Genomic DNA, 22,697 nt, shown 5'->3' on the forward strand with positions numbered 1-22,697 from the left:
CTGAGGCCAGGTTCATGTTGCCAGCCGAACACCTGCCGCAATAGACTGTGAGCTTATCGGACGCGACCTGAGACAGCTGGCGAAAGCTTTGCAGAGTTTTCGCAACACCGCCGGCCTGTGCAGAGGGCTACTTTGCTGGGATCGAGGCCGTGCGTCCACGCTGCTCGTGCTTGTAGGGATGCTGACGCTGGCGGGTTACGCCGCCGAGCGTCCACCGATGAAGCACGTGCTCTTCCTGAATTCCTATCACGAAGGCTACGAGTGGAGCGATGACGTGTTGCGCGGGATCCGCTCTACCGTCACTGGACAGCCGTTCGAGGTGGAGATCTGGACAGAGAACATGGACACGAAACGCGTGTCGGGCAGCGAGCCTGCTCAGGCGCTGCTGGCGTTTCTCGCGCAGAAGTATCGCGGCCGGAAGCTGGATGCGGTGGTGGCGTCGGACGATGACGCGATCCAGTTCATGAAGCAGCATGGCTCCGACCTGTTCGGGACCACTCCGGTCGTGTTTTGCGGCTTGAATGAATGGTCACTGGCCGAACAACTGCCCCGGACCCAGTTCACGGGTGTCCTGGAAGATTTCAAAGTAAGTGCGATTCTCGACCTGGCGCTGCGGTTCAATCCGGAGGCGGGGACGGTCTGGGTGGTGAGCGACAACTCACCCATTGGCAAATACCAGAAGTCGGGTTTCGAACGGATTGCCTCGCAGCGGAAACAGATCCGATTCCAGTTTGTGGATGGGGCCACGCTCACCCTGGACGAGGTGGTGTCGCTGATGAGCGAGGTCGGCCGCACCGACATCGTTATCCTGACCGCATTCACGCATGACAAGACCGACGAGTATCTCGATCGCGCGGAGGCGCAACGGCGCATAGTCCAGGCTTCGGCGGGTCCGGTATACAGCCCTTCCATCAGCGCCCTGGGCCAGGGCATTGTCGGCGCAAACGATAACGCGGGGTTCCCGCATGGTGTCATTGCCGGCCGGAAGGTCGTGCAGGCGCTCAGCGGCACCCCAACGGCACAGATCCCCATTGAGAAGCACGCGCGTGAGCGGTATGTCTTCGATTACGCACAACTGGTCCACTTCGGGTTTGAAGACCTGGCGTTGCCGGCAGGCAGCCGGATTCTCAACCGGCCGGCCTCGTTCTACGCGGATAATCGGCGAGCGATCTGGCTGGCGGCGAGCGCCCTGACGGTGGAGACCGTGATCATTCTGTTTCTGCTCGTGAACATCCAGCGGCGGCGGGCAGCGGAGCGCGCACTGGCCAGCCAGGCCGGAGCATTGGCGTCGGCGAACGAGGGCCTGCACAGCGCCAACATCGCACTGCAGGCGGAGATTGAGGAACGGGAAAAAGCGGAGGACCGGGTTCAGGCAATCCAGGAACAGTTCTGGCAGTCGCAGAAGATGGACGCGGTGGGGCGGTTGGCCGGCGGCATCGCCCACGACTTCAACAATCTGCTGACCGTCATCAGCGGCTACGGGCGGATGATCCTCGACAACCGAAAGCCGGAATCGACGCCGGAGCGGGTGGAGCAGATGGTGAAGGCCAGCGACCAGGCCGCGGCGCTGACCAGCCAGTTGCTGGCCTTCAGCCGGAAGAACGTGATCCAGCCCAGGGCCATCTCTTTGAATGAGGTGGTCCGCGACACGCTCAGCATGATCCAGCGGATCGTCGGTGAAGAGATTGTCGTTTCGACCCAACTGGAGCCCGCCCTGCCCGCCGTAATGGCCGATGCGGGCCAGGTGAGCCAGGTGTTGTTGAACCTGGCCGCCAATGCCCGGGATGCCATGGCCGCGGGTGGACGCTTCGAGATCGGAACCTCAGCGGTGGTCCTGGGCGCCGACTATGCGCGGGAACATGTGGAGGTTGAGCCAGGGCGCTATGTGGAATTGTCGGTCAGCGACACCGGTCTTGGCATGAATGAAGAGACTCGCCAGCGCATCTTCGAACCGTTCTTCACGACCAAGCCGGTGGGGCATGGCACAGGGCTCGGATTGTCGACCGTGTACGGCATGATCAAGCAGGCGGGCGGTTGCATCTGGGTCTATAGCGAACCGGGCGAGGGCAGCACCTTCAGGATCCACCTGCCGGCCCTGGAAACTGAGGCGGAGTCTACGCCCGGGCCGCAGCCACCGGCGGCGGCGCCCGTGGGCAACGAGACGATTCTGGCCGTCGAGGATCAGGACGAGGTCCGGTCGTTCGTGGTCACCGTGCTGGAGGCGCATGGCTACCGTGTGCTGCCCGCCAGCAATGGGGACGAGGCACTGAGCCTGGCCGGGGAAGCGGGCCACATCGACCTGCTGCTCACGGATGTAATCATGCCCGGCATGAACGGAAGGGCGCTGGCGGAGAAACTGGGTGAACGGCAACCAGGATTAAAGGTCCTGTACACCTCCGGCTACGCGGAAGCGGTGATCGTCAGCCGCGGCGTGCTGGAGCCCGGCTTGGCTTACCTGGCGAAACCCTTCGCGCCCGGCGACCTTCTGCGCAAGGTACGCCAGGCGCTGGATTGAAGCTCTCGTCTACTCGTAGCGCAGCGCGATCATAGGGTCGACGCGCGTGGCGCGCAAGGCCGGTGAGAGGCAGGCCAGCGCCGTGACCGCGAGCAGCAGCAGGCTCATCCCGACGAATGGGATGGGGTCAAAGGCGCCTACACCGTAGAGCGATCCTCGCAACAACCGGTTGAGGATCAGCGCACCGGCGGCGCCTATCCCGACACCCGCGCCCCCGAGAATCAGGCCCTGGCGCAGCACCAGCCGCAGCACGTCGCCCTGCAATGCGCCCATCGCCATGCGGATGCCGAATTCGTTGGTACGCTGTGCGACAGAGTAGGCCATGACACTGTAGATGCCAAGCGCCGCCAGGCCCAGCGCGACCGCCGAGAACAGCGCGATCAGCAGCGTCAGGAACCGCGGACGGGCCTGCGCCTTGGCCATCACTTCCGTCATCGCCATAACACCGGAGACCGGCAGCGACGGATCGAGTTCACGAATCACCGCGCGCAGCGCGGGGACCATCTGGGCCGGGTCGCCCTGGGTCCGCGTCACCAGGTATGCCGAACGGAAGTTTCCCTGCGTCTGCGGCATCGGGAAGTACAATTCCGTGCCGGCCGGCTTGTCCAGCCCGGCATTCTTCACATCCGAGACGACGCCCACGATGGTCCTCCAGGGGTCGTCGAAGCCAGGCCGCATACGTTTGCCGATGGGGCTTTGTCCGGGGTAATAGATGCGGGCCAAAGTTTCGTTGATGATCAGCACGGGCTGGCTGGACGCCCCGTCGCTCTCATTGAAGAGACGGCCTTCCACCAGTTGGATGCCCATGGTGGAGAAGTAATTCACCCCCACCCCATTCCAGTAATCGATGTTCTGGATAGGCCCGCCCTGCTTCTGCACGAAGCCTTCAATCTGCGTATCGTTGGCGTTAACCGGGCGGATGGGCGGTAGGCCATTCACAACGGAGGCGCTGTAGACGCCGGGCAGAGTGCGCGCACGCTGCTCGAGTTTCGCCCAGAAGCCCAGGATGTCGGCCGGCTCCCGGTATAACTCACGCGGCAAGGCGACCCGCATGGTCATAACGTTCCCGGGCTGGATGCCGCTGCGGACGGTCTGCAACTTCCAGAAGGCGCTCATCATCAGTCCGGCTCCAATGAGCAGCACCAGGGCCAGCGCGATCTCTGAAGTGATCATCAGGCGTCGCAGGAAATGGGCTTCCCGCGTAGCGGTCGTGCGGCCTCCTGCAGCCTTCAGCGTCTCGGCCAGCGGCCTCGGCAGGGATTGGACCAGTGGTGCGAAGCCAAAGAAGATGCCGGTGAAGACAGAGATTCCCATGGTGAAGGCCAGCACGGTGGGATCCAGGCCAATTTCGGAGGCGCGCGGCAAGCTGGCGCCGGCGGCGGAGACAATCAACTTCAGGCAGCCGAACGCGAGGCCCAGGCCGGCTACCGCGCCACCCATCGAGAGCAGCAGGCCCTCGACTATGAACTGCCGCACCAGGCCCGTGGTGGAGGCCCCCATGGCCCGCCGCACGGCAATCTCCTTCTGCCGGGACTCCGCGCGCGCCAGCAGCAGGTTGGCGACATTGCCGCAGGCGATCAGGAGGACGAAGCCGACCGCGGCGAACATAGCCAGCAGGGCCGGCTTGACGCTGCCCGTCACTTCCTGCTGCAAGCCGAACATCACAAGCGGGTGCCCCTCGGGGTCGAGCATATGCTGGTTCGGGTTCGCGCGCTCCTTTTCACCAGTCGCGCGGACATATTGCGCCGCCTCCTGGCGGGCCTGTTCCAACGTGGTGCCCGCTTTCAGCCGGCCCAGGAGATTGAAGCTGTGCCCGCCCCGATTGCCCGGGCGCGCCGGATCAAGCTGCAGGGCGCTCCACATCTCCGCCGGTTCCGTTTCGCCGGGCGGGTACTGGAAGCCCTCGGGCATCACTCCAATGACGTTCGCCTTCCTGCCGTCCAGCCAGACTTCGCGGCGCAGGATGTTCGGATCACTGCCGAAAGCGCGATTCCACAATCCGGCGCTGAGCACAACCGCCGGGTTGGCACCGGGGGCGTCGTCCGACGGCGTCAGCACACGGCCCATGCGCGGCGACACCCCCAGCGTCTCCATCAGGCCTCCGCTCACGAATCCGGCCACCACGCGGAGCGGTTCGTTCGACCCCGAGAGATTCACACCGCCCAACCGCCAGGCGTCGATCGACTGCCAGCTTTTCAGGTCCCGCCGCAATTCCAGGAACTCTGGGCCGGAGGTCCAAAAGCGCCGCAGGCCGCCATTGGGGAACCGCGGGAACTCGGTGTAGATGCGGGCCAGCCCATCTGGATTCTTATAAGCAAGCGGGCGGAGCAGTACGGCATTCACCACACTGAAGATCGCCGTGGTGGCGCCAATGCCAAGGGCCAGGCAGGCGATCGCGGCCAGGGCAAAGCCGCGGCTGCGTGCCAGGGAGCGTACTGCCAGGCGAACTTCAGACAGGATGTTGGGCATGGTGGTTCTCCTGTTATATACGCAGGGGTGCTGGCGCCGGGTCGGTAAACATGTAAAATGTCAGCGTCCGTGAATCGTTCAATCGCAATAGGGTGCCCTCTGAAAACCGCAATTTCCACGCGGTTCGCGAATCCTGCGCCTGCGGCCCGAACGGAAGCCGAAGACCTGCGCCGTGAACGAGATGAAACCACACAGTCCGGCAAGGAGCACTCATAATGATTACTCGGCGTGAAGCTGCCAAGGGAGTCGCGTTGACGGCGCTCTCTTACTCTCGTGTGATGGGAGCTAACGATAGGATCGGCGTGGGTGTCATCGGCACCGGCAGTCGCGGCACCTATGTGATGACCCTGTTCCAGAAGAATGCCGACGTCGAGGTGCGGGCTTTGTGCGACGTCTATGCGGCGCGCATTGATGAGGCACAACAGAAGGCTCCGGGCACAAAGACGTTTCGGGCTCACGAAGAACTGCTGGCGCTGAAGGAAGTGGATGCCGTCCTCGTCGGGTCGCCCGACCACTGGCATAAGACGCACGCCGTCGACGCCATGAACGCGGGCAAGGACGTCTACGTCGAGAAGCCGATGTGCCGGACGCGCGAGGAAGCTCCGTTGATGGTGAAGGCGGCTCGGATCAACGACCGCATCCTCCAGATCGGTGTCCAGCAGCGCTCCGGTCCCATCTACATCGAACCGTTGGAACTGTTCGTACGCACCGGCAAGCTGGGGAAGATCGCCCACATCGATGCCATCTGGCACGGTGGGGTCACCCGCCGCATGGTGACCGAACCGGCCGAGAAGCCTTCCAATCTCGACTGGGCGCGCTTCCTGGGACCGGTGAAGTATCGCGATTGGGATCCAGGCCAGTACTTCAACTTCCGCGCGTACCTCGACTACAACGGCGGGAAGATGACCGACTTCGGCCATCACTGGATGGACGTAGTCCACATGTATATGGGCGAGCGGGCCCCCAGGACAGCCAGCTTCGCCGGCGGCATCTACTACGACTTCAAGGATGGGCGGACGGCCCCGGACACCTGCAATGCCCTGTTCGAGTACGACGGCTTTTCCACCCTGTTCCAGTCAAATGCCTATGGGAACCCGCCGGAGTACGGCATCACCTTCTATGGCGACAAGGGCCGCCTGTTTGTAAACCGCAACCGCTATGAGTTCCTGTCGGCCGAGAAGGGCGCCCAACCGGTGGTGAAGCGCACTCCCGGCGACATCACGGCGGATCACGTGCGAAACTTCCTCGATTGCTGCAAGTCGCGGAAGCACCCAAATGGGGACTGCGGCGTGGCTTCCATCTCTATTTTGCCGCCGCTGCTGGCCGTGCAATCCTATGTCGAGAAACGCCAGATTCGCTTTGATCCCGACCGTTTGGAGGTCTTTCCCCTGTAGTAATGAGGGAGCGAAGGGGGAGGGCTGGTCCGGACGATGGTTGAGTGGGTTCCCTGGGTTCGCTATCATCTCTGGTAGATAAGGTCGAGAAGGAGTTCCCTGGATGGGTCCGCTAGGCTGGCAAGAGACCCTTGTCATATTCGTGTTGGTCCTGCTGCTCTTCGGGCCGAAGAAGTTGCCCGAGGTCGGCAAAAACATCGCCAAGGCCATCAGTGAGTTCCGCCGGGCTTCCAACGATTTGAAGGATACCTGGCATCGCGAAATGGCGAATCTGGAAAAGGAAACTCAGGAGATCCGCAAGGAGACTGAGTCGCTCGCCCAGATTACCAACGATACGGTCAACGACACGAGTTACTACAACTACGATTCGTCGTACGACTACGGTGCCTATGGGTATCCGGAGTCGGGCGATGCGTCAACAACGACAAGCACGGATTCTACCGCCGTAAGCGCTTCCGCAATTCAGGGCGCTGACAGCACCGGTGCGGCCGCCACAGAGGTGGCCGAAGCGGCTCCAAACTTGAAAGCGGCCGAAGGAGCCGTGCCCACTTCCGGCACGACAGCCTCCGCGACGCCCGAAAGTTCCTCCACGGAGTCGTCGGCAGCCCGCTAGCACAAGTCCGGTCACAAATCAGGAACACGCAGTACGCGAATGCCGGAAATGCCGGATCATACAAACGACCCGCAAGAACCACGTCCGGAGCTTGAACCGGAGCACGATGGGCGTCTGACGCCCGAATCTACGTCCGGGAATCTTGACCCGTACGCCAAGGAAGATGGCCTGGCTGAAGAAGTGACGGCGGTACCGGCGGAAATCACGCCGGTCACCGCCGTTACTCCGGCGCCCGTAGTTGCTGCCGCGCCGCCAGCCCCGCCCGCACCCCCAAAGTCCACTGACCCCGAAGAAGACGACGAGGAAGACGACGGCATGCTGCGCATGTCCTTCCTGGAGCACCTGGAAGAGCTGCGATTCCGCCTCATCCGGGCCCTGATGGGGCTTGGTGTGGCGTTTGGCGTCTGCCTGTTCTATACCGATAAGCTGTGGGACGCAGTCCGCGAGCCCGCCGCCAGTGCCTTGAAACAATTGGGTTTACCCGAAGATCTGGCTCAGATTACGCCCATCGAGGGCTTCAGCATCATCTGGGTCAAGATCCCCGTCATCTGCGCCCTGTTTATCGCCTCGCCGTGGATTCTGTATCAGGTTTGGGCCTTTATTGCGCCCGGTCTGTACAAGAAGGAACGAAGGCTGGCGACGCCGTTCATCTTTACGACGGCGGGCCTCTTCATCGCAGGCGGCGCCTTCGCCTACTTCGTCGCCTTCCGCTTCGGCCTCGCCTTTCTGCTCGGCATCGGCGTCGGCCATGGTGTGAAACCGGTGGTCTCCATCACCGAATATACAGATCTGTTCGTGAATGTGATTCTCGGCGTGGCGCTGGTTTTCGAACTGCCCGTCCTGATCTTCTTCCTCACCTTGCTGCGCATCGCGTCGCCAAGGTTTCTGCTTGCGCATTCACGCTACGCCATTCTCATCATTGTGGTTCTGGCCGCCGTCATCACCCCGACGCCGGACGCCGTGAACCTGACAATCTTCGCTGCTCCGATGATCCTGCTTTACTTCGCGGGCGTCTTCGCCAGCCACCTGCTGGTGCTCAGCCGCGAAGGCCGGAAGTTCCCCTGGTATCGAGTCCTCTACGTTCTGCTGGTGTTGGCCGCGATTATCGGCGGACTACTCTGGCTGGCCCTGACGAAGTATGGGTATCACTGGCTGTGGAAATGGCCGTTTCTGATGAAGTAGACTTCACAGTGACATTCGAATGAGCACGCAACCCGCTCGCACCCAACCCGTTCGCAGTCCACAGACGGAACAGGGGGTGCGCGCGGTGCGCCAGGAGAATACTCTGGCCCAGAAAGCCTACCGGTTGGTGCGGGAACGCATTCTCAAAGGCGACTACCCGCCCGGAGCCGCTCTCTCCCGCCGCCGCCTGGCCGACGAGTTCGGCATGAGCCTGCTGCCCGTGGCCGAGGCCCTGCAAAGACTCGTGAATGATGGCCTGCTGGAAAGCCGTCCGCGCGTCGGCACCCGGGTCCGCACGCCCAGCCGGGACGAGGTCAAAGACCGTTATCTTCTGCGTGAGGCACTGGAAAGCCAGTCCGCGCGCCTGTTTGCTGAGCACGCCACGCAAAAAGACAAGGCCGAGATTCTACGCATGGCGAAGCACCTGGATCACCTCTATGCGTGCTGCGACGGCTCCGATACCGATCACGAATTCCGCTTGTCTGTCCGCGTCTACCACGTCAAGTTCCACCTGCGTGTGGCCGAGATCGGCGGCTGTGCCCTGCTGCGCCAGGCGATTGAGCGGGAACAGGATCTGCTGTTCAGTTGGTTGTCGGATACGGCCGCACAGGTTCATCCGCTGCCTGCGCGCTATCACTCGGAACTGGCCGAAGCGCTGTGCTCCGGAGAGATCCTGGTGGCGGACGAAGCCATTCGCCAGCACATCCGCTACGCCCTGGATGAACTGCTCAAGGTCGCCTATCAGCCGAATGGCACGCGCTGGCGCATGGCGCCTAAATCAGCCCGCTGACTAGCGCTTAAAGAACCAGAGCCAGAAATACTGCTGGCCCGCGCCGTGCCGATAGCGCGGCTCAAAACCGCACTTCTCAGCCATCTCCACGGCCTGCTCATCCGAAAACGGCACGCCGAGCCAAGTGTCGTCCACTTCCGTCTGCAAGGTGGGATCACCCTGCACCTGGAACTTGAACAATGCCCCCGGGCGCAGTAGCCGGCTCACTTCCGAGACGTAGTTGTAGATCACTTCGCGGCTCGGGATGTGTTGGAAAACGATGGTGGAGAAGGCGAAATCAAAGTCAGCCACCGGGATGACCGAAAGGTCCATGCCGTTGTTCTGGTAGACGTGCGCGCCAGGGAACGGCTTGACGGCTTCCGTGGCCAGCGCCACCATCTCACCGCTCACGTCCACGGCGTGGACTTCCCCGAAATACTTGGACAACGCCCGGGTGACACGGCCGGCGCCGCAGCCAATCTCCAACACCCGCATCTGGCGGGGGTCCTTTCCCTGGCAGATATTTGTGAGATCCGTCAGGATCTCTTCCGCAAAGGTGCGTTCGCCCGAGGCGTAGAAGTCCTGGTCGGTCCAGTCCGTGCGTTCCGTGTTGACATAGAAGCGTGCGTTCTCCCGGGCGCGTTCGTCCCAGTCGCGACGCATCTTGTCGAGGGTCTGTTCCAGTTTCTGTGACTCCATAAGACTCACTTTGATTGTACCCGGCGGGCTGTCCTCGAAATGACGTGGTATATTGAAAAAGACAGCAAGCGTGGGCGGCTAGCTCAGTTGGGAGAGCACCGCGTTCGCAATGCGGGGGTCGTGGGTTCGAATCCCACGCCGTCCACCAAACCCACCCTGCTGTCACCCACCGGACCGTCACCTTCCACTGGAACCAAATCCGCCCGCACCACGGGTCGACTCGTTCAAGCCGCCTTCCTCCCACTCAATGGCCTCATAGCGCGCGATCACCATCTGGGCAATCCTGTCACCCTTGACGATGTGGTACGGCGCGGTGCCCAGGTTCAGCAGGATCACGCGGATTTCGCCGCGATAGCCCGGGTCGATGGTCGCCGGCGCATTGGGCAGCGTAATGGCATGGCGCAGGGCCAGGCCGCTGCGCGGACGGAGTTGGGCTTCATAACCCGGCGGCAATTCAATTGACAGCCCAGTCGGCACAAGCGCCGGCTTGTTCGGCTCCAGCACGACATCTTCCAACGCTTTCAAGTCCATGCCTGCGTCTTCCGCCGCTCCATGTGCGTATACGGGCAATTCCGCCTCGGCGTGAAGCCGGTTGATACGAATCTTCATGATCTTGTGTTCGCTATCATAGCTGTTTGCCCAACGAACCAGCAGCACGACGAGTGATCACGGTCGGTCCGATGCCGCCCGAGAAACTGGCTTATGCCTTGGCTCGCTACAGCCGGTCCCCCGACTCCATCCAGCAGTCCATCGACTGGGTCCGGACCCACGACTCCTCTAAGTTCCTCGAGAGTTTCTACTTCCAGTACGGCCACGCGTCCATCGCGGATCTCGGGCATGTCGCCCTGTCCTGGGAGGGCGTCAGCGAGATTGCCGCCATCGAGATCGAGGACGAGCAACTGTGGGATGGCCAGGCGCGGTCGTCGCGCTATCAGGATTTCTCCCGCTCCGGCTTTGTGACGCCGCCCGGGTTGGACCCCGCCCAGACGGAGATCTATCAGGCCGCCGGCCGCCGGCTTCTGGATGCCTACCGCGAGATCCACGGCCGCATGGTGGAGGCGCTCAGCGCCAAACTCCCCCGGCCGGACTCCATGAAGCCGGAGGCCTATCAGCGCAACATCGCCGCGCGCGCCTTCGATGTGGCCCGCTATGTCCTGTTCCTGGGCATTCCCACGGGTGTCGGCCAGGTGACCAGCATCCGCACGCTGGAGAAGCAGATCCGGCGCATGCGGAGTTCCGAATACGGCGAAGTGCGCGAAGTGGCGGAAGAGGCGGCGCGGTCCTGCGCCGAAACGCCTCACTGTGCATGGCGGCCGGAGGTTCAGGAAGAACCCCTGGCTCCAACGTTAGCCAAGTATGTCGACCCTGACCAGTATCCCGGCCAGGCCAAAGCGGATTTAGCGCAGTGGGCGGCGGAGAATCTGCCGGCCGCGGCGCGTGCGCCGCAGGACGCGGTGGTCCTGACCAGGACGACTGATCCACTGGTGGACATTGCCGCAACGCTGCTCTATGCCGTGACCGACCGGCCGTTCCAGGAATTGCACGAACTAGTGAGCGGATGGGGCCGTGCCCGCCAGGCGGAAGTTCTCGATGTGGCCCTGAAAGCCCGCTCACGCCGCGACGAACTACTGCGCGAATTCCGGGGCGGACCCTACGCCTTCGACATGCTGATCGATATCGGCGCTTACCGCGACATGCACCGGCACCGGCGCTGCCATCAGACTCGGCAGGCTTTCACCTGGCAGCACGGCTTCGCGGTGCCCCAGGGGTTGGTCGAGGCGGGTTTGGAATCGGTCTACGAAGCCGCGCTGCAGCAGGCGCGCGACGCCGCCAGCGAATTGCCCGGCGGCAGCGGCCACTATCTGCTACCCTTCGCCGCCAAAGGCCGCTTCCTGTTCCGGATGGACTTCGCCGAGGCGGAGTACATTTCGAAGCTGCGCAGCGGGGTGAAAGGCCACTTCAGCTATCGCGATATCGCCTGGCGCATGAAGGTCGAAATGGACCGTGTAGACCCCGAGCTGGGCCGGTTGATCGAAGCAACTCCGCCGTGGGTGGAAGACCCCTTGGTGCGCTGATCTACTCTTGACGCGATCTGGTATTCTGGGGGTGTCCCTCCCAGCTGAGCGGGAGTAATTCAGTGGTAGAATGTCAGCTTCCCAAGCTGGACGTCGCCGGTTCGACCCCGGTCTCCCGCTCCAACTTTTCAACGACTTGAGAATCATCAGCAACTTCTTCCACTCCATTCCACTCCGTTAAGCCGCTTCGGAGCGGTTTTCCTCGGTTTCGCGCTCTGCCTCAGCCGTCTCCGGCTGTTCCCCGGACAGAATCGCGTTCACCAGCATCTCGGCGGCTGCCCGCCGTGCTTCAATGCTGGACTGCGTATAAACGTCGAGCGCCACGCCGATGCCGTGGCCGCGCTGATCCGCCGCTACCTTCGGGTCCACTTTGATGTCATGGCCCAAACTGGCATGCGTGCGCCGAAGCACCTGGAAATTAGCCCATCCAAGCCCTATGGCGTCGAGCTTGGGTTTCATGTGCCGATACCAGACGTTGTCGCGCCAGAGGGGTTTCTTTGGATTCTCCGATGCGAATAGCCATGCTTCGGGCTGTGGCGCTACCAGCTCCATCCACTCCCGCAACACTTCTGCGGTTTGAGAAGGGATGCCGACCTTCCTCTTGGACAAAGCCGTCTTCGGATCGTCGATGTCGCCGCGATAAAGACGCTGTTCAATGCTCAGCTCGCCGCAATCTTCCGTGACGTGCCTGCGCTGAAGCGCCAGTATCTCGCCGGGCCGCATACCGGCAAAGAGGGCGAGATGATCGATAACGCGCTCCCGCAAGGGCAGCGCGTTTATATGCTGCTGTGCCTCCTTTCTGTTCATGACGCGCTTTGTGCCGACCTTCGCCTCTTTCGGGGTGAAGAGGGCAGGGGTCGGGTCGCGCACGATGTATCCTTCCGCCACGGCGAGCCTGAAGACTGCACGCAGGTCCCACCTCAGATGGGCCACCACGCTTTTTGAGAGCGTCGCGGCTTTCCCTGAGAGAAACGCCTGTAATCGTTGAAGCCCGAGCCCGGAAAGTTTCTCCTCGCCGAACTCCTCCAGGTGGTGACGGATGCGGTTCTCCGTGGTGTCGCGCGTGGATCGCTTCCACTTCGACCGCAGAAACGGCAACGCAACGCCTTCGAGAAAATCCCCGAAAGTAATCTGTGGATCGGGAGCGGACGCGGTCCTGGCGTTCACTTCCTTCATGAAGTCCGCTTGCGCCTGCTGCGCCTCGCTCTTGCTCATCTTCGAGAACAGGCCGATAGTGTGGTACTTCTTGCTGCCGCCGTCCCGATATTGAAGAATCCACATCTTGCGCTTGCCGTGGGTTGAAACTACCTGCAAACTGCCATTTTGATATCGCTTTCTCCGCACAGTTTCCTCTCGTGCGTTCTTAGCGATCAACTCAGTTGATCGGATCATAACATCGCAAACCGCCCTAGCGAAAACAGCCGGTGAGCCGCTGCGCTTCGATTTCGCGCGCTTCCAGGTCCGCCATCCAGCGCTTAAGACCCTCGGCGCGCACAAGCCTGCGCCTGCCGATGCGCAGGACGGGCAGGGGCGGCAGGTCGTGGACCTTGCCCGCGATGATGTTATGGACATGCGCCTTCGAGCAGCGCAGCTCGGCTGCCACTTCGCGAATGGTAAGCACGGGCGGCGAGGGCGGCGAGGGCGGTGATGCCGGTAAGGGAGTAGGGGGCATGGACATGGCTCACCCCCGGCTCTTCCTGAGCAGTATCTGTCCGCCTTTGCAGGTGCTGTCCTGCCACTCGGCGGAGAGCTGGTCCACACCGAACGGCGTGACGGTCATTCCCTGAATCGAGCATCCGTCCGGTGTCTTGCCAATTGCCTTGTCCAGCGTGAACAGTACGGAGCCCTTCTCTGCGGTTCCGGTCAGCACCGAGGACATCGGCGCAAAGCGCGCCATAAGTTGCTGCTGCGCGTCCCGGCCCCTGAACAGTGGCGGCACGATCGGAAAGCAGTTGAGCACCGGGAATCCCGCGAGCTTGGTAGCGTCACCTTCCTTGGGGCGGATTTCCAGTTTGAGCGTGCAGCTATTAGGAGGAACGGCGCCGATGCCCTCCCATACGCCGGTGACGCGCTCGAAAGATGGATCGGACGCAGGAACCGGAGTCGCATTAGTAGGGGCCGGGGGCGGTGCGCTGTCCTTCTTTGGCGCGGGCTGCTGGGGACGCATCGGCGGGCCGAAGCGGATGAGCGGTCGCGGGCCGAAGAACACGGGAGCGATATAGTAAACGCCCGCTACGCCCAGCAGGGCAAATACGAAATTGCGTTGTTTGGTGGTCATGGTTGTTCCGTTCTGCCGGTCAAGGCGGGAGCGAGGCAGGCGCGGACAATCAACCTGAGTGACTGGCCGACTGGCGGCTCAGAGGGATGAGGATTGTTTCCGGCTCGTCCCTCGCTCCTGCGGCAATCATGCGGCAGCCACGGCAGACGCCGAAAGACAAGCGACGTTAAGCGGCCACACTGCGGCCAACAGAATCAGGCTTGCTCACCAAGAAGCTTGCGCCGTAGGAATGCAAACTCATGAGGCGTGATGAGCGCCGCGAGACGATTGGAGTGATCATCCGCCTTTTTCTGGTCGCCCAGAGCCAGATACATCTCCCAGAGTCCAAAATGCGCCGTCCAGCCGTTGGGATCGAGCAGTAGCGACTTCGCGAATACCTTTTCGGCTTCCTCGTAGCGCCGCACGCGCGCCAGGTGAATGGCGTACATGGCGTGTACTTGCGCATTGTCGGCGTGTTCTTCGGCCTCCAGGGCCATGAGACGGAGCGCCTGGTCTTCTCTTCCGGTGCGAAACAGGAACTCCGTATATCCGCCCCGCGAAACCGTCTCTTTCCGGTCGAGCTTCAGCGCTTTCCCAAATTCCTTCGCCGCCGCCTTCCTATCATCCATGAAGAAGTGCAGCATCGCGCGGACATTGTGGGTGCGCCAGCTTGGGCCAGCGTCCTTTTCAATCTGCTTTAGCCAGATCAGCGGACCGGCGACGAGCGCCTCGTCCGGACCGCCTGCGATGCCGGTTAGAAGCTTGATCGCCCAGGATTCGACGACGCCCAGCTTTACCTCGGGATGGCCGGGCGCGGCGCGCGCTACTTTGTCGAACTGCGCCATCGCCTGGTCGATTTGCGAAATTCCGCCACGGAGCAGGTGAAACGCGACGGTCAGCTCCCTCGCCATCCAGCTCCTGGGGTTGTAGACAAAGAAGGGCGTGTAGGCTTCACCCGCCTGAAACTTGATGCGTTTTCCTTCGGCTGTCTGCTTCGTGTCGGGCAGGGCGACGATAACCGGGTCGTACTGCCCGTCGCGCTGGTAGTAGTCCTTCAGCAGCCTGCGCAGCCTGTCCATCGCACCGCGCGCGGTGGTGTCGTCCTCGTCGAATGTCGTCTTGCCGAATACATCCTCAAGCAGGTTAAGTTCCGCGATTTTGTGACCGCCCAGCGCGCGCTCGACGATATACCGCAGCACCTTCGCGGGATTCGGGTTCGACGCGATGACATCGTCCGCAAGGAGCCGGTCGAGCTGGCGCTCGACTTCGTGCCGGGATGGGTTGACGCCTTCCGCATTCGCCATGAGGCATGACCGATCCAGCCATTGTCTCGCGGCAAACGGCACGCGCGCTTAACGTCGATTGTCTTTCGCGGACAACCGCAGTGCCCGCACGCTGAAACCATGAAAACTTCACTCATCCTCCTTGCGGCGCTCACGGCGGGAATCGCCACGGCGCAGCAGGATACAACACCGCAACCGACGAAGACCGATACGCCCGCGCAGGCGGCCCCGATCAAAGAAAAGAAGAAGAAAGAGAAGAAGGTGGCCTGCTCGGACATCCCGCCCGACCAGCAGATACTCTTCCGCCTTCCACCGGAAAAGGAGGCGGAATGGGCACGCAAGCGCGCGGAGTTCCAGCGCAAGACGGGCATCTACATTCCGCCGCCGAAGCCACCCAAGCCGCTTCCGCCATGCCCTCCAGCGGCTCCAGTTCCACCTGCCGCACCTGCGCCCGCGAAGCAATAAGCAAAGGGGGCGCGAGTCTCTCGGGCCTCGCGCTCCCGCATTTCAAACACCATGCACACGGCAAACAAACTCGTCACACTCCCGGCAAGCCGATTAGGCGTGCATTCTTCAAGCGCGACACCCGAATGGGAAACGCCGCGCGCCCTGTTCGAGGAACTTTCGGCGATTTACGGTCCCTTCACGCTCGACCCTTGCGCAACGCAAGACAACGCCAAGTGCGCGCGGTTCTTCACGCGCGAGACGGACGGCCTCACGCAGCCCTGGGACGGCAAGGTGTTCATGAATCCGCCCTACGGTCGCGCCATCGGCAAGTGGGTAAGCAAAGCCTACGAGGAATCACGGCGGGGGGCTTTGGTCGTGTGCCTTCTGCCTGCGCGCACCGACACGCGCTGGTGGCAGGACTATGTCCGGCGCGGCTACGTGCATTTCCTGAAAGGGCGGCTGCGCTTCGGCGCGGCCCGGCACGCCGCGCCCTTCCCGAGCGCCATCGTCGCGTTCGGACGTTTCTTCAGCGACTAACAAAGGAATAACCATGAGCCTGTTCGACACATTCTTCCGTTCGAAAGAAGTCCGCGTCTTCACGCCGTCCTTTCCCGCGCAAATGCGGGCGCGCGATCCCTGGGACCTGGATTTTCCGCTGTTCTTGTGGGGGCAAAACGACGCCTTCACGCTGCGCAACGCGGTGGAGTCCGTCGCCATTTTCGGCGAGCTGGGCGCTGCCAAGACCACCGGCTCCGCCGCCTGGCTGCTGCTCAAATATCTGCGCCTCGGCATGGGCGGGCTTGTCTGTTGCGTCAAGCCCGGCGACCGGGAATTGATCGAAGCTTATGCGAAGAGCACGGGGCGAGAGGATTCGGTGATCGTGGTCTCGCCGTCGAGCGCCTGGCGGTGCAACCTGATTCGCTACGCGCTCAAGCGCCCCGGCGTCACCGGCAGCCGCGTCGAGCAGCTTGTCTCGCTGCTCATGACGATTGTCGAAGCCGCCGAACGCTCCGACCGGGGCAGCGGGCAGGGGGATAAATTCTGGCAGCGCTCCCTGCGCCAGATTCTGCGCAACGGCCTGGAAGTCTGTCTCGCGGCCGGACGCGAAGTCACGATGACACTGCTCAACGATGTCATCACGTCAGCTCCGCGCTCGCACTCGGATGTCCATGGCGAAACCTGGCAGAAGGAATCCGCCTGCTACCGGCTGATTGTGGAAGCAGAGACGAAAGAGAAGGGCGAGAGGGAACAGGCGGACTTCGAGCTGGCGGCGCGGTATTTCCTGCGGGATTTCCCGGACCTGCCCAACGACACGCGCGGCTCAATCCTTGCGACCTATTCCGTTATGGCCGACGTGCTGCTGCGCGGCCACATGGCAGACCTGTTCGACGGTGAAACGAACTTCGTTCCCGATCTCACGTTCGACGGCGCGGTGGTAATTCTCGATCTGCCCATCAAGGTCTATGGGCAGGCGGGCGTCTATGTGCAGTCGGCCTTCACCTATCTCTGGCAAACCGCCTGCGAGCAGCGCGACGTGAAAGCCAACCCCCGGCCCGTGTTCTGGTTCGTGGACGAAGCGCACGAGCTGGTCAGCTCCTACACCTCGGAGTTCCTGGCGACCGCGCGCAGCTCGCGCGTCGCCTCGGTGCTCATCTCCCAGAACAAGCCCAATTACCTGGCCGCGATGGGCGGGGAGGCCGGACGCCACCGCGTCGATGCGTTCCTGGGCAACATGGGCACGAAGATTTTCCACGCCAACGGCGATCCGGAAACCAACCGCTGGGCCTCCGACACCATCTCGGAAGAAATCCAGACGCGCACGAACTGGAACGCGAGCAGCGGAGCCGGACAGGGCAGGGGCGGCGGAGGGGAAGCGGTCGGCCGCAAGGTAATGCCCTCGGAATTCACCACTCTCAAAAAGGGCGGGCCGCAAAACGGCTTCGTGACCGAGGCCGTCGTCTACCAGACCGGCGCGAGCTTCGCAGCCAATAACGGCGAGCCCTGGCTGCGCACCTCATTCGCCCAGCAAATCCCCGGTGTCACCGGCATGGGCGGCAAACGGGACAAGTAGGGCTTTGGAACACGGCGGGGGGCGAGTTAAGCGCCGCGCCAAACATCACGCGCTCAAAGGAGGGCGCAACGCATGAAGCTAATGAAAGAAACGCGGTCCGTCTTCGGCGGCACCGATTTATGGCAGAGAACGGAGTGGGCGCTGGGGCTGTTAAGCCTCATGACTAGCTGCTTCGCGATCAGCGTCGTCGTGTTTATCCGCAAGGATTTTGGCGAGCGCTACCTGGGCTGGCTCAATCTCGCCTTCGGCTACACCATCGTCGCCAATTTCATGTTCATAGGCGGCATTGTCGGCTCGTTCCTGGGATGGGGCGGAGGGCAGCTTATGTTTGTCTTCTGGGTCGCCTTTATCGCCATGAGCGCCTGGCACCGCCGCGAGATCACCCGCAAGAACAAGGCGGGAATCGAATGGCACTCGATGTACATGGGCACCTCCATCCTGCCGCTGCCTTTCTCGCGCGAGATCGTCTACAAATTCGCGGAGCCGGGACTGGTATTTTTGCTAGGCCATCTGCTCGGGGCCTTCTCGGCCCAGGTCGGAATCTGGCTTCAGATCGCGGCAGGCGCGCTGTTCGTCAACAACCATATCGTCTACTACCAGCAGCGCCAGGCTATCCTCGACATGCGCGATGCGGAAATCGAAGCGCGCTACTTAAGCAAGGCGCTCTCCGGCGCACCGTCGAATGAAACTGGCGGACTCATGGTCGCGGAGTCCTGCATCGAGATGATGAAGACCGACGCGGATTTGAAAGCGGCCTTCGGCGGACTCGCTCCCGAACTTAAAGACATGCTCGATGCCGCGCCCGCAGACGCGGCCGAGAAAGTGGCCGGGTGACATGCCATGTCGCCAGCGGAAAAGTACGGCAAGCCTGCGGAGGCTCTGTCGGCGGAAACACTCACCCAAGCGCGCGCGGCGGGGCAGGCGCTCGCAAGCAAGGGCGTAGTCGAGCAGACAAGCTTGGGAACGGGTGCTCCGGCTCCGACACCCGCCATGAAATACGGCGGAGCAAGCGACGTTCGCGAGCGGCAACTGCCTCCGCCTTCGAGGTCGAGATGACACACGCCATGCGCGCATTTGTTTGTGGTGAATCACGGCGGGGGCAGACCGGTGCTCCCGTCGTCCGGATGGGATTTTCGGAGTGTGACTCGGACCAGGTCAGGACCATCTTCCGTCACCCGTGCGTCCGAAACGCGAGCGCATTTTCGGCGACGACAGAACACAGCTTCGATGGGGTGAAGCCCTCTGCTGTGATATTTGGGCAGCACTCGCTGTGGCTGCTACATCACGCTGGCAAACCACAAGATTCCGGCCTGGCATCGCAGGCCGGAAGTTTCCCTAAGCACCGCTTAGGAGACACGTCTATACGCTTACTTTCTGCTTGCTTCTCTCAACCGATTGGGGTAGCCGTCGGTGCTACACCACTACCGGTAGTGTTCTGCAAACCCTGACGGGATCGCCCCATGTTGTTCATCAACCACGCTACCGACACCAAGGCCGCCAAAGACTACTTTACCGAGCACCTGTCCCGCTCCGACTACTACATGCGCGATGCCCAGGAGGTCGTAGGCGACTGGCACGGACGCGGCGCGGAGCTGCTGAACCTCTCCGGCCAGGTGGACAAGGAAAGCTATTTCCGGTTGTGCGAGAACCTCAACCCCGAGACCGGCGAGCAACTGACGCCGCGCGTCAAATCCGACCGGCGCGTGCTCTACGATTTTACGTTCGATGCTCCCAAGTCCGTCACGCTCGCCTACGAGCTGGGCGGCGATGAGCGGATCATGTCCGCGTTCCGCGAAGCCTACACCGAAACGATGGGCGAAATGGAAGACGCGATGCGCGTCCGGGTGCGGACGAAGGGCGCGCAAGAGGACCGGCAAACCGCCAACATGGTCTGGGGGGAATTCGTCCACCGCACCACGCGGCCCGTGGACGGCGTGCCCGATCCGCAACTGCACTGTCACGCGGTCGCGTTCAATGCCACCTATGACCCGGTAGAGGAACGATGGAAGGCCGGAGAGTTCGGCGATATTGTCCGCGACAAGGGCTATTATCAGGCGGCTTTTCATTCCCGCTTTGCTAAGAACCTCGCGGGACTTGGCTACGGCATCGAGCGCGACGGCAACAGCTTCCGCCTTGCCGGTATTGACGAATCGACTTGCGAAGAATTCTCACGGCGCAGCGAGGTTATCGAAGCCGAGGCGAAGCGATTAGGCATCACGGACCCGGCCAAAAAACGCGAGCTGGGGCGCAAGACGCGCGAGGCCAAACCCGACGAACAACTAAGCATGGCGGAGCTGCGCGAGCTATGGCTTAAACGCCTGAACGACGGCGAGCGCACGGCGATTATCGGAGCGCGCACCAGCCATGAAACCCAAGGCATGACGGCGGATGAGGCTATAGATTATTCCCTCTCCCATTCCTTCGAGCGTTCCTCCGCCGTCACGAAAAAGAAGTTCCTCGAAACCGCGCTTAAACACAGCCTGGGCAAGGCGAGTGTCGCGGATATCCGCAAGGCTGCCGAGCGCCCCGACATTCTGGAAAAGGACAAAAAAGGGCGGCGCTACGTTACGACAAAGGACGTGCTTACCGAAGAACGCGACATGATCGCGTTCGCTCGCGACGGACGCGCCACGCGCGCCAAGCTCGGCGGCTTACAGACTCCCGCCCTCGATCCCAAACTGAGCGACGAACAGCGCAACGCCGCGCTCACCATTCTTAACTCGCGCGACAAGGTGACCGGGCTGCAAGGCAAGGCGGGCACCGGCAAAACCACGATGATGCAGGCGACTATCGGCGCGATTGAAAAGACCGGCACACAGGTTTTCGTATTCGCTCCCTCGGCGGAAGCCTCCCACGGAGTGCTTGCGGGCGAAGGCTTCGCCAATGCCGAGACGGTCGAGCGCCTGCTTATCGACAAGGAAATGCAAAAGCGCATGAGCGGGCAAGTGATGTGGGTGGACGAAGCCGGGCTGCTCTCCGTCAAGGATATGAAGCGGCTTTTCGACGTGGCGAAGGAACAAAACGCCCGCGTCATTCTCTCGGGCGATTCCGCGCAGCATAACGCGGTCACGCGCGGCGATGCGCTGCGCGTGCTCGAGAATTCCTCCGCGATGCAGTTCGCTCGGCTTACGGAGATCCGCCGCCAGACAAATGCCACCTACCGCAAGGCAGTCGAGGCCATCGCCCAAGGTGACGCCGCTGCGAAAGACGGCAGGACGAAGCTCGAACACGGCATGGAAATGCTCGACGGCATGGGAGCCATTATCGAAACCAAGGGGGACGAACGCTACAAGCAGATTGCCGAGGATTACGCGGACGTGATTACGCAGCGCAAGGCGAACGGCGAGCTAAAGACTTCGCTCGTCGTCGCTCCCACCCACGCGGAAATCCGCCACGTCACCGCCGCGATTCGAGTCACGCTCAAAGCGCAAGGCAAGCTCTCCACCAAGGAACGGGAATATACTATCCTGCGCTCGCGCAATCTCACGGAAGCGGAGCGGGGCGATTCGGCGAGCTACGAAGCGGGCGAGGTCGTCCAGTTTCACCAGAACGCCAAGGGATTCAAGCGCGGCGAGCGCGTCACGGTGCAGAACGCCGACACTGCCGGCGTTCACGTCAGGCGCGCGGACGGCAGCAAAGCGCTATTGCCCTATGCCGAGACCAAACGCACGCAGGTCTACCGCGCGGAAAAGCTCGCCCTGGCCGAAGGCGACAAGCTCCGCGTCACCATGAACGGGTACACGCGGGAAACACGGCGGGGGCTGCTTGGGGCAAAGGGTAAAGACCGACTCAATAACGGTGCGCTCTATCAGGTCGCGGGCTTCACCAAGCAGGGAGATATTCAGCTTACAAACGGGTTTGTAGTGCCCAAGGATTACGGCGGGCTCACGCATGGCTATGTCGTCACGTCCCACGCATCGCAGGGCAAGACGGTGGATGTACCGCTCGTCGCGCTCGGCTCCGAGTCCTTCGCCGCTGCGAACCGGGAGCAGCTTTACGTGTCGCTTTCTCGCGGGCGGGAAGCCGTCCGGCTCTACACCGACGACAAGGCCGCGATGCTCGATGCCGTCAAGGATTCCTCTGCGCGTCTCTCCGCCACGGAGTTAATGGGGCAGCAAGTCGAGCGCAAGGAACGCAAGCGCAAGGCGCTGACGCGGTTCTACGGCCATGCCCAGCGGCTCTATTACAAGCTGCGCGAGCGCATTGCCGCGCATGATTTTATCCAGGCGTACAAGGCGCAACAACAGGGAAGGAGTCTCGCCCATGAAAGATAATTCCGCCAAGTCCTACGCATCGTCGGTGCATCGCTTCACCAAACAGCAAACGCCGCAAGCGCCGGACACCGAAACCGGCGACATGGGGGAAGTCTTTCAGGAAGCCCGCGCCAAAAGCCGGGAAGCGCTCATGCTCGACGTGCGGCGGCATGACGGGGCGATTGTGAGTTTCCCTTACGCTATTCTGCGCCGGGTCGTATATCAGCCCACGGGCGAGATTATTCTCCGGTTCGGATCGGACACGGTGACGGCGGAAGGTCGCAACCTTCACCGGCTGCGGGACGCCCTGGTCGAGCACCGGGCGCGGTTTATTCAGGAAGGAACCGAGGCGGAGGAAGACGGCAAGCCCGAGGATGCCGCCCATATCGAACGCATTGAGATTGTGGAAGGAGAAGACGAATTATGACGCAGGAAGCGGTTAAGGCGCTGGGCGATGCCGAGCTATCGCAGGTCGTCGCCTGGGCGCAAGCGGAAATCAAGGCGCGGGCCGAACGACGCAAGCAGGAAACCATAGCCAAGATAAGAGAGCTGGCCGGGACGGTCGGTGTCTCCGTGACGATTGGAGGGGCGAGGGGAAGGCCGGTGAAGGCGAAGATAGAAAAAGCAACTCAAGGCTCCGGGAAGTAGCAAGGCGTTCACAAAAGAAACG

20 protein-coding genes and 2 tRNA genes are annotated in these 22,697 nt (G+C 62.1%); 15 read left to right on the plus strand and 7 right to left on the minus strand.

All coding sequences use genetic code 11. The features are described from left to right. The first annotated feature begins 178 nt into the window (after positions 1-178). Positions 179-2,515: an ATP-binding protein gene (locus ACR9Y2_RS02740; RefSeq protein ID WP_435039496.1), complete on the plus strand. Its 2,337-nt coding sequence runs from the start codon at positions 179-181 to the stop codon at positions 2,513-2,515. Between the two features lie 9 nt (positions 2,516-2,524). Here the strand turns inward: ACR9Y2_RS02740 and ACR9Y2_RS02745 are convergent, their stop codons facing one another. Further along, positions 2,525-4,984: an ABC transporter permease gene (locus ACR9Y2_RS02745; protein ID WP_435039497.1), complete on the minus strand. Its 2,460-nt coding sequence runs from the start codon at positions 4,982-4,984 to the stop codon at positions 2,525-2,527. 215 nt (positions 4,985-5,199) lie between these two features. Here ACR9Y2_RS02745 and ACR9Y2_RS02750 point away from each other — a divergent pair, with 215 nt between their 5' ends. From ACR9Y2_RS02750 to ACR9Y2_RS02765, 4 genes are all read left to right on the plus strand, one after another. Beyond that, a complete protein-coding gene (locus tag ACR9Y2_RS02750; protein WP_435039498.1) occupies positions 5,200-6,378 on the plus strand; it encodes a Gfo/Idh/MocA family protein in 1,179 nt (392 codons plus the stop codon). Between the two features lie 142 nt (positions 6,379-6,520). Continuing rightward, positions 6,521-6,991, plus strand: a complete 471-nt coding sequence (locus ACR9Y2_RS02755; RefSeq protein WP_435039499.1) for a Sec-independent protein translocase subunit TatA/TatB — start codon at positions 6,521-6,523, stop codon at positions 6,989-6,991. 48 nt (positions 6,992-7,039) lie between these two features. Next, the gene (tatC, locus tag ACR9Y2_RS02760) at positions 7,040-8,173 is read left to right on the plus strand and encodes a twin-arginine translocase subunit TatC (RefSeq protein ID WP_435039500.1); all 1,134 of its coding nucleotides are present in this window, start codon (positions 7,040-7,042) and stop codon (positions 8,171-8,173) included. Between the two features lie 19 nt (positions 8,174-8,192). Then, positions 8,193-8,963 carry a GntR family transcriptional regulator gene (locus tag ACR9Y2_RS02765; RefSeq protein ID WP_435039502.1) on the plus strand — a complete coding sequence of 257 codons (771 nt, stop codon included), beginning with the start codon at positions 8,193-8,195 and terminating at the stop codon, positions 8,961-8,963. Here the strand turns inward: ACR9Y2_RS02765 and ACR9Y2_RS02770 are convergent, their stop codons facing one another. Next, positions 8,964-9,641 carry a methyltransferase domain-containing protein gene (locus ACR9Y2_RS02770; protein WP_435039503.1) on the minus strand — a complete coding sequence of 226 codons (678 nt, stop codon included), beginning with the start codon at positions 9,639-9,641 and terminating at the stop codon, positions 8,964-8,966. Positions 9,642-9,713: 72 nt separating this feature from the next. Here ACR9Y2_RS02770 and ACR9Y2_RS02775 point away from each other — a divergent pair. Beyond that, positions 9,714-9,789 (plus strand) — tRNA-Ala (locus tag ACR9Y2_RS02775). A 29-nt stretch (positions 9,790-9,818) separates the two neighbouring features. On the opposite strand, the gene dut is transcribed toward ACR9Y2_RS02775, so the two are convergent. After that, on the minus strand, positions 9,819-10,250 hold the full coding sequence (gene dut / locus ACR9Y2_RS02780; RefSeq protein WP_435039504.1) for a dUTP diphosphatase: 432 nt from the start codon (positions 10,248-10,250) through the stop codon (positions 9,819-9,821). Between the two features lie 53 nt (positions 10,251-10,303). Here dut and ACR9Y2_RS02785 point away from each other — a divergent pair, with 53 nt between their 5' ends. Next, positions 10,304-11,716: an FAD-dependent thymidylate synthase gene (locus ACR9Y2_RS02785; RefSeq protein ID WP_435039505.1), complete on the plus strand. Its 1,413-nt coding sequence runs from the start codon at positions 10,304-10,306 to the stop codon at positions 11,714-11,716. Positions 11,717-11,764: 48 nt separating this feature from the next. After that, a tRNA-Gly gene (locus ACR9Y2_RS02790) sits at positions 11,765-11,839 on the plus strand. Positions 11,840-11,893: 54 nt separating this feature from the next. Here ACR9Y2_RS02790 and ACR9Y2_RS02795 read toward each other — a convergent pair. The 4 genes from ACR9Y2_RS02795 to ACR9Y2_RS02810 all read right to left on the minus strand — a co-directional run bounded on the left by ACR9Y2_RS02795 (position 11,894) and on the right by ACR9Y2_RS02810 (position 15,277). Continuing rightward, on the minus strand, positions 11,894-13,060 hold the full coding sequence (locus ACR9Y2_RS02795; RefSeq protein WP_435039507.1) for a tyrosine-type recombinase/integrase: 1,167 nt from the start codon (positions 13,058-13,060) through the stop codon (positions 11,894-11,896). Positions 13,061-13,124: 64 nt separating this feature from the next. After that, positions 13,125-13,394: a helix-turn-helix domain-containing protein gene (locus tag ACR9Y2_RS02800; protein ID WP_435039508.1), complete on the minus strand. Its 270-nt coding sequence runs from the start codon at positions 13,392-13,394 to the stop codon at positions 13,125-13,127. 3 nt (positions 13,395-13,397) lie between these two features. Beyond that, the gene (locus ACR9Y2_RS02805) at positions 13,398-13,994 is read right to left on the minus strand and encodes a hypothetical protein (RefSeq protein WP_435039509.1); all 597 of its coding nucleotides are present in this window, start codon (positions 13,992-13,994) and stop codon (positions 13,398-13,400) included. Between the two features lie 194 nt (positions 13,995-14,188). Next, positions 14,189-15,277, minus strand: coding sequence for a tetratricopeptide repeat protein (locus ACR9Y2_RS02810; protein WP_435039510.1), 1,089 nt, complete (start codon positions 15,275-15,277; stop codon positions 14,189-14,191). A 21-nt stretch (positions 15,278-15,298) separates the two neighbouring features. Between ACR9Y2_RS02810 and ACR9Y2_RS02815 the strand changes: the two genes are divergently transcribed. The 7 genes from ACR9Y2_RS02815 to ACR9Y2_RS02845 all read left to right on the plus strand — a co-directional run bounded on the left by ACR9Y2_RS02815 (position 15,299) and on the right by ACR9Y2_RS02845 (position 22,675). Next, positions 15,299-15,721 carry a hypothetical protein gene (locus ACR9Y2_RS02815; RefSeq protein ID WP_435039511.1) on the plus strand — a complete coding sequence of 141 codons (423 nt, stop codon included), beginning with the start codon at positions 15,299-15,301 and terminating at the stop codon, positions 15,719-15,721. A 51-nt stretch (positions 15,722-15,772) separates the two neighbouring features. Beyond that, complete coding sequence (locus ACR9Y2_RS02820) at positions 15,773-16,240, plus strand: DNA N-6-adenine-methyltransferase (protein ID WP_435039513.1); 468 nt, start codon at positions 15,773-15,775, stop codon at positions 16,238-16,240. A 13-nt stretch (positions 16,241-16,253) separates the two neighbouring features. Further along, the gene (locus ACR9Y2_RS02825) at positions 16,254-17,774 is read left to right on the plus strand and encodes a type IV secretory system conjugative DNA transfer family protein (protein WP_435039514.1); all 1,521 of its coding nucleotides are present in this window, start codon (positions 16,254-16,256) and stop codon (positions 17,772-17,774) included. Positions 17,775-17,846: 72 nt separating this feature from the next. Then, entirely contained in the window at positions 17,847-18,608 is a 762-nt protein-coding gene (locus ACR9Y2_RS02830; protein ID WP_435039515.1) for a hypothetical protein, read from the plus strand. Between the two features lie 626 nt (positions 18,609-19,234). Beyond that, positions 19,235-22,048 (plus strand): MobF family relaxase, encoded by a 2,814-nt coding sequence (gene mobF / locus ACR9Y2_RS02835; protein WP_435039516.1) that lies wholly within the window; start codon positions 19,235-19,237, stop codon positions 22,046-22,048. Continuing rightward, positions 22,038-22,454: a hypothetical protein gene (locus tag ACR9Y2_RS02840; protein ID WP_435039518.1), complete on the plus strand. Its 417-nt coding sequence runs from the start codon at positions 22,038-22,040 to the stop codon at positions 22,452-22,454. Before mobF ends, ACR9Y2_RS02840 begins: the two co-directional genes overlap by 11 nt. Next, entirely contained in the window at positions 22,451-22,675 is a 225-nt protein-coding gene (locus ACR9Y2_RS02845; RefSeq protein ID WP_435039519.1) for a hypothetical protein, read from the plus strand. Before ACR9Y2_RS02840 ends, ACR9Y2_RS02845 begins: the two co-directional genes overlap by 4 nt. The last annotated feature ends 22 nt before the right edge of the window (positions 22,676-22,697 follow it).

It is taken from the genome of Paludibaculum fermentans (assembly GCF_051172195.1).
Lineage (GTDB): Bacteria > Acidobacteriota > Terriglobia > Bryobacterales > Bryobacteraceae > Paludibaculum > Paludibaculum fermentans_A.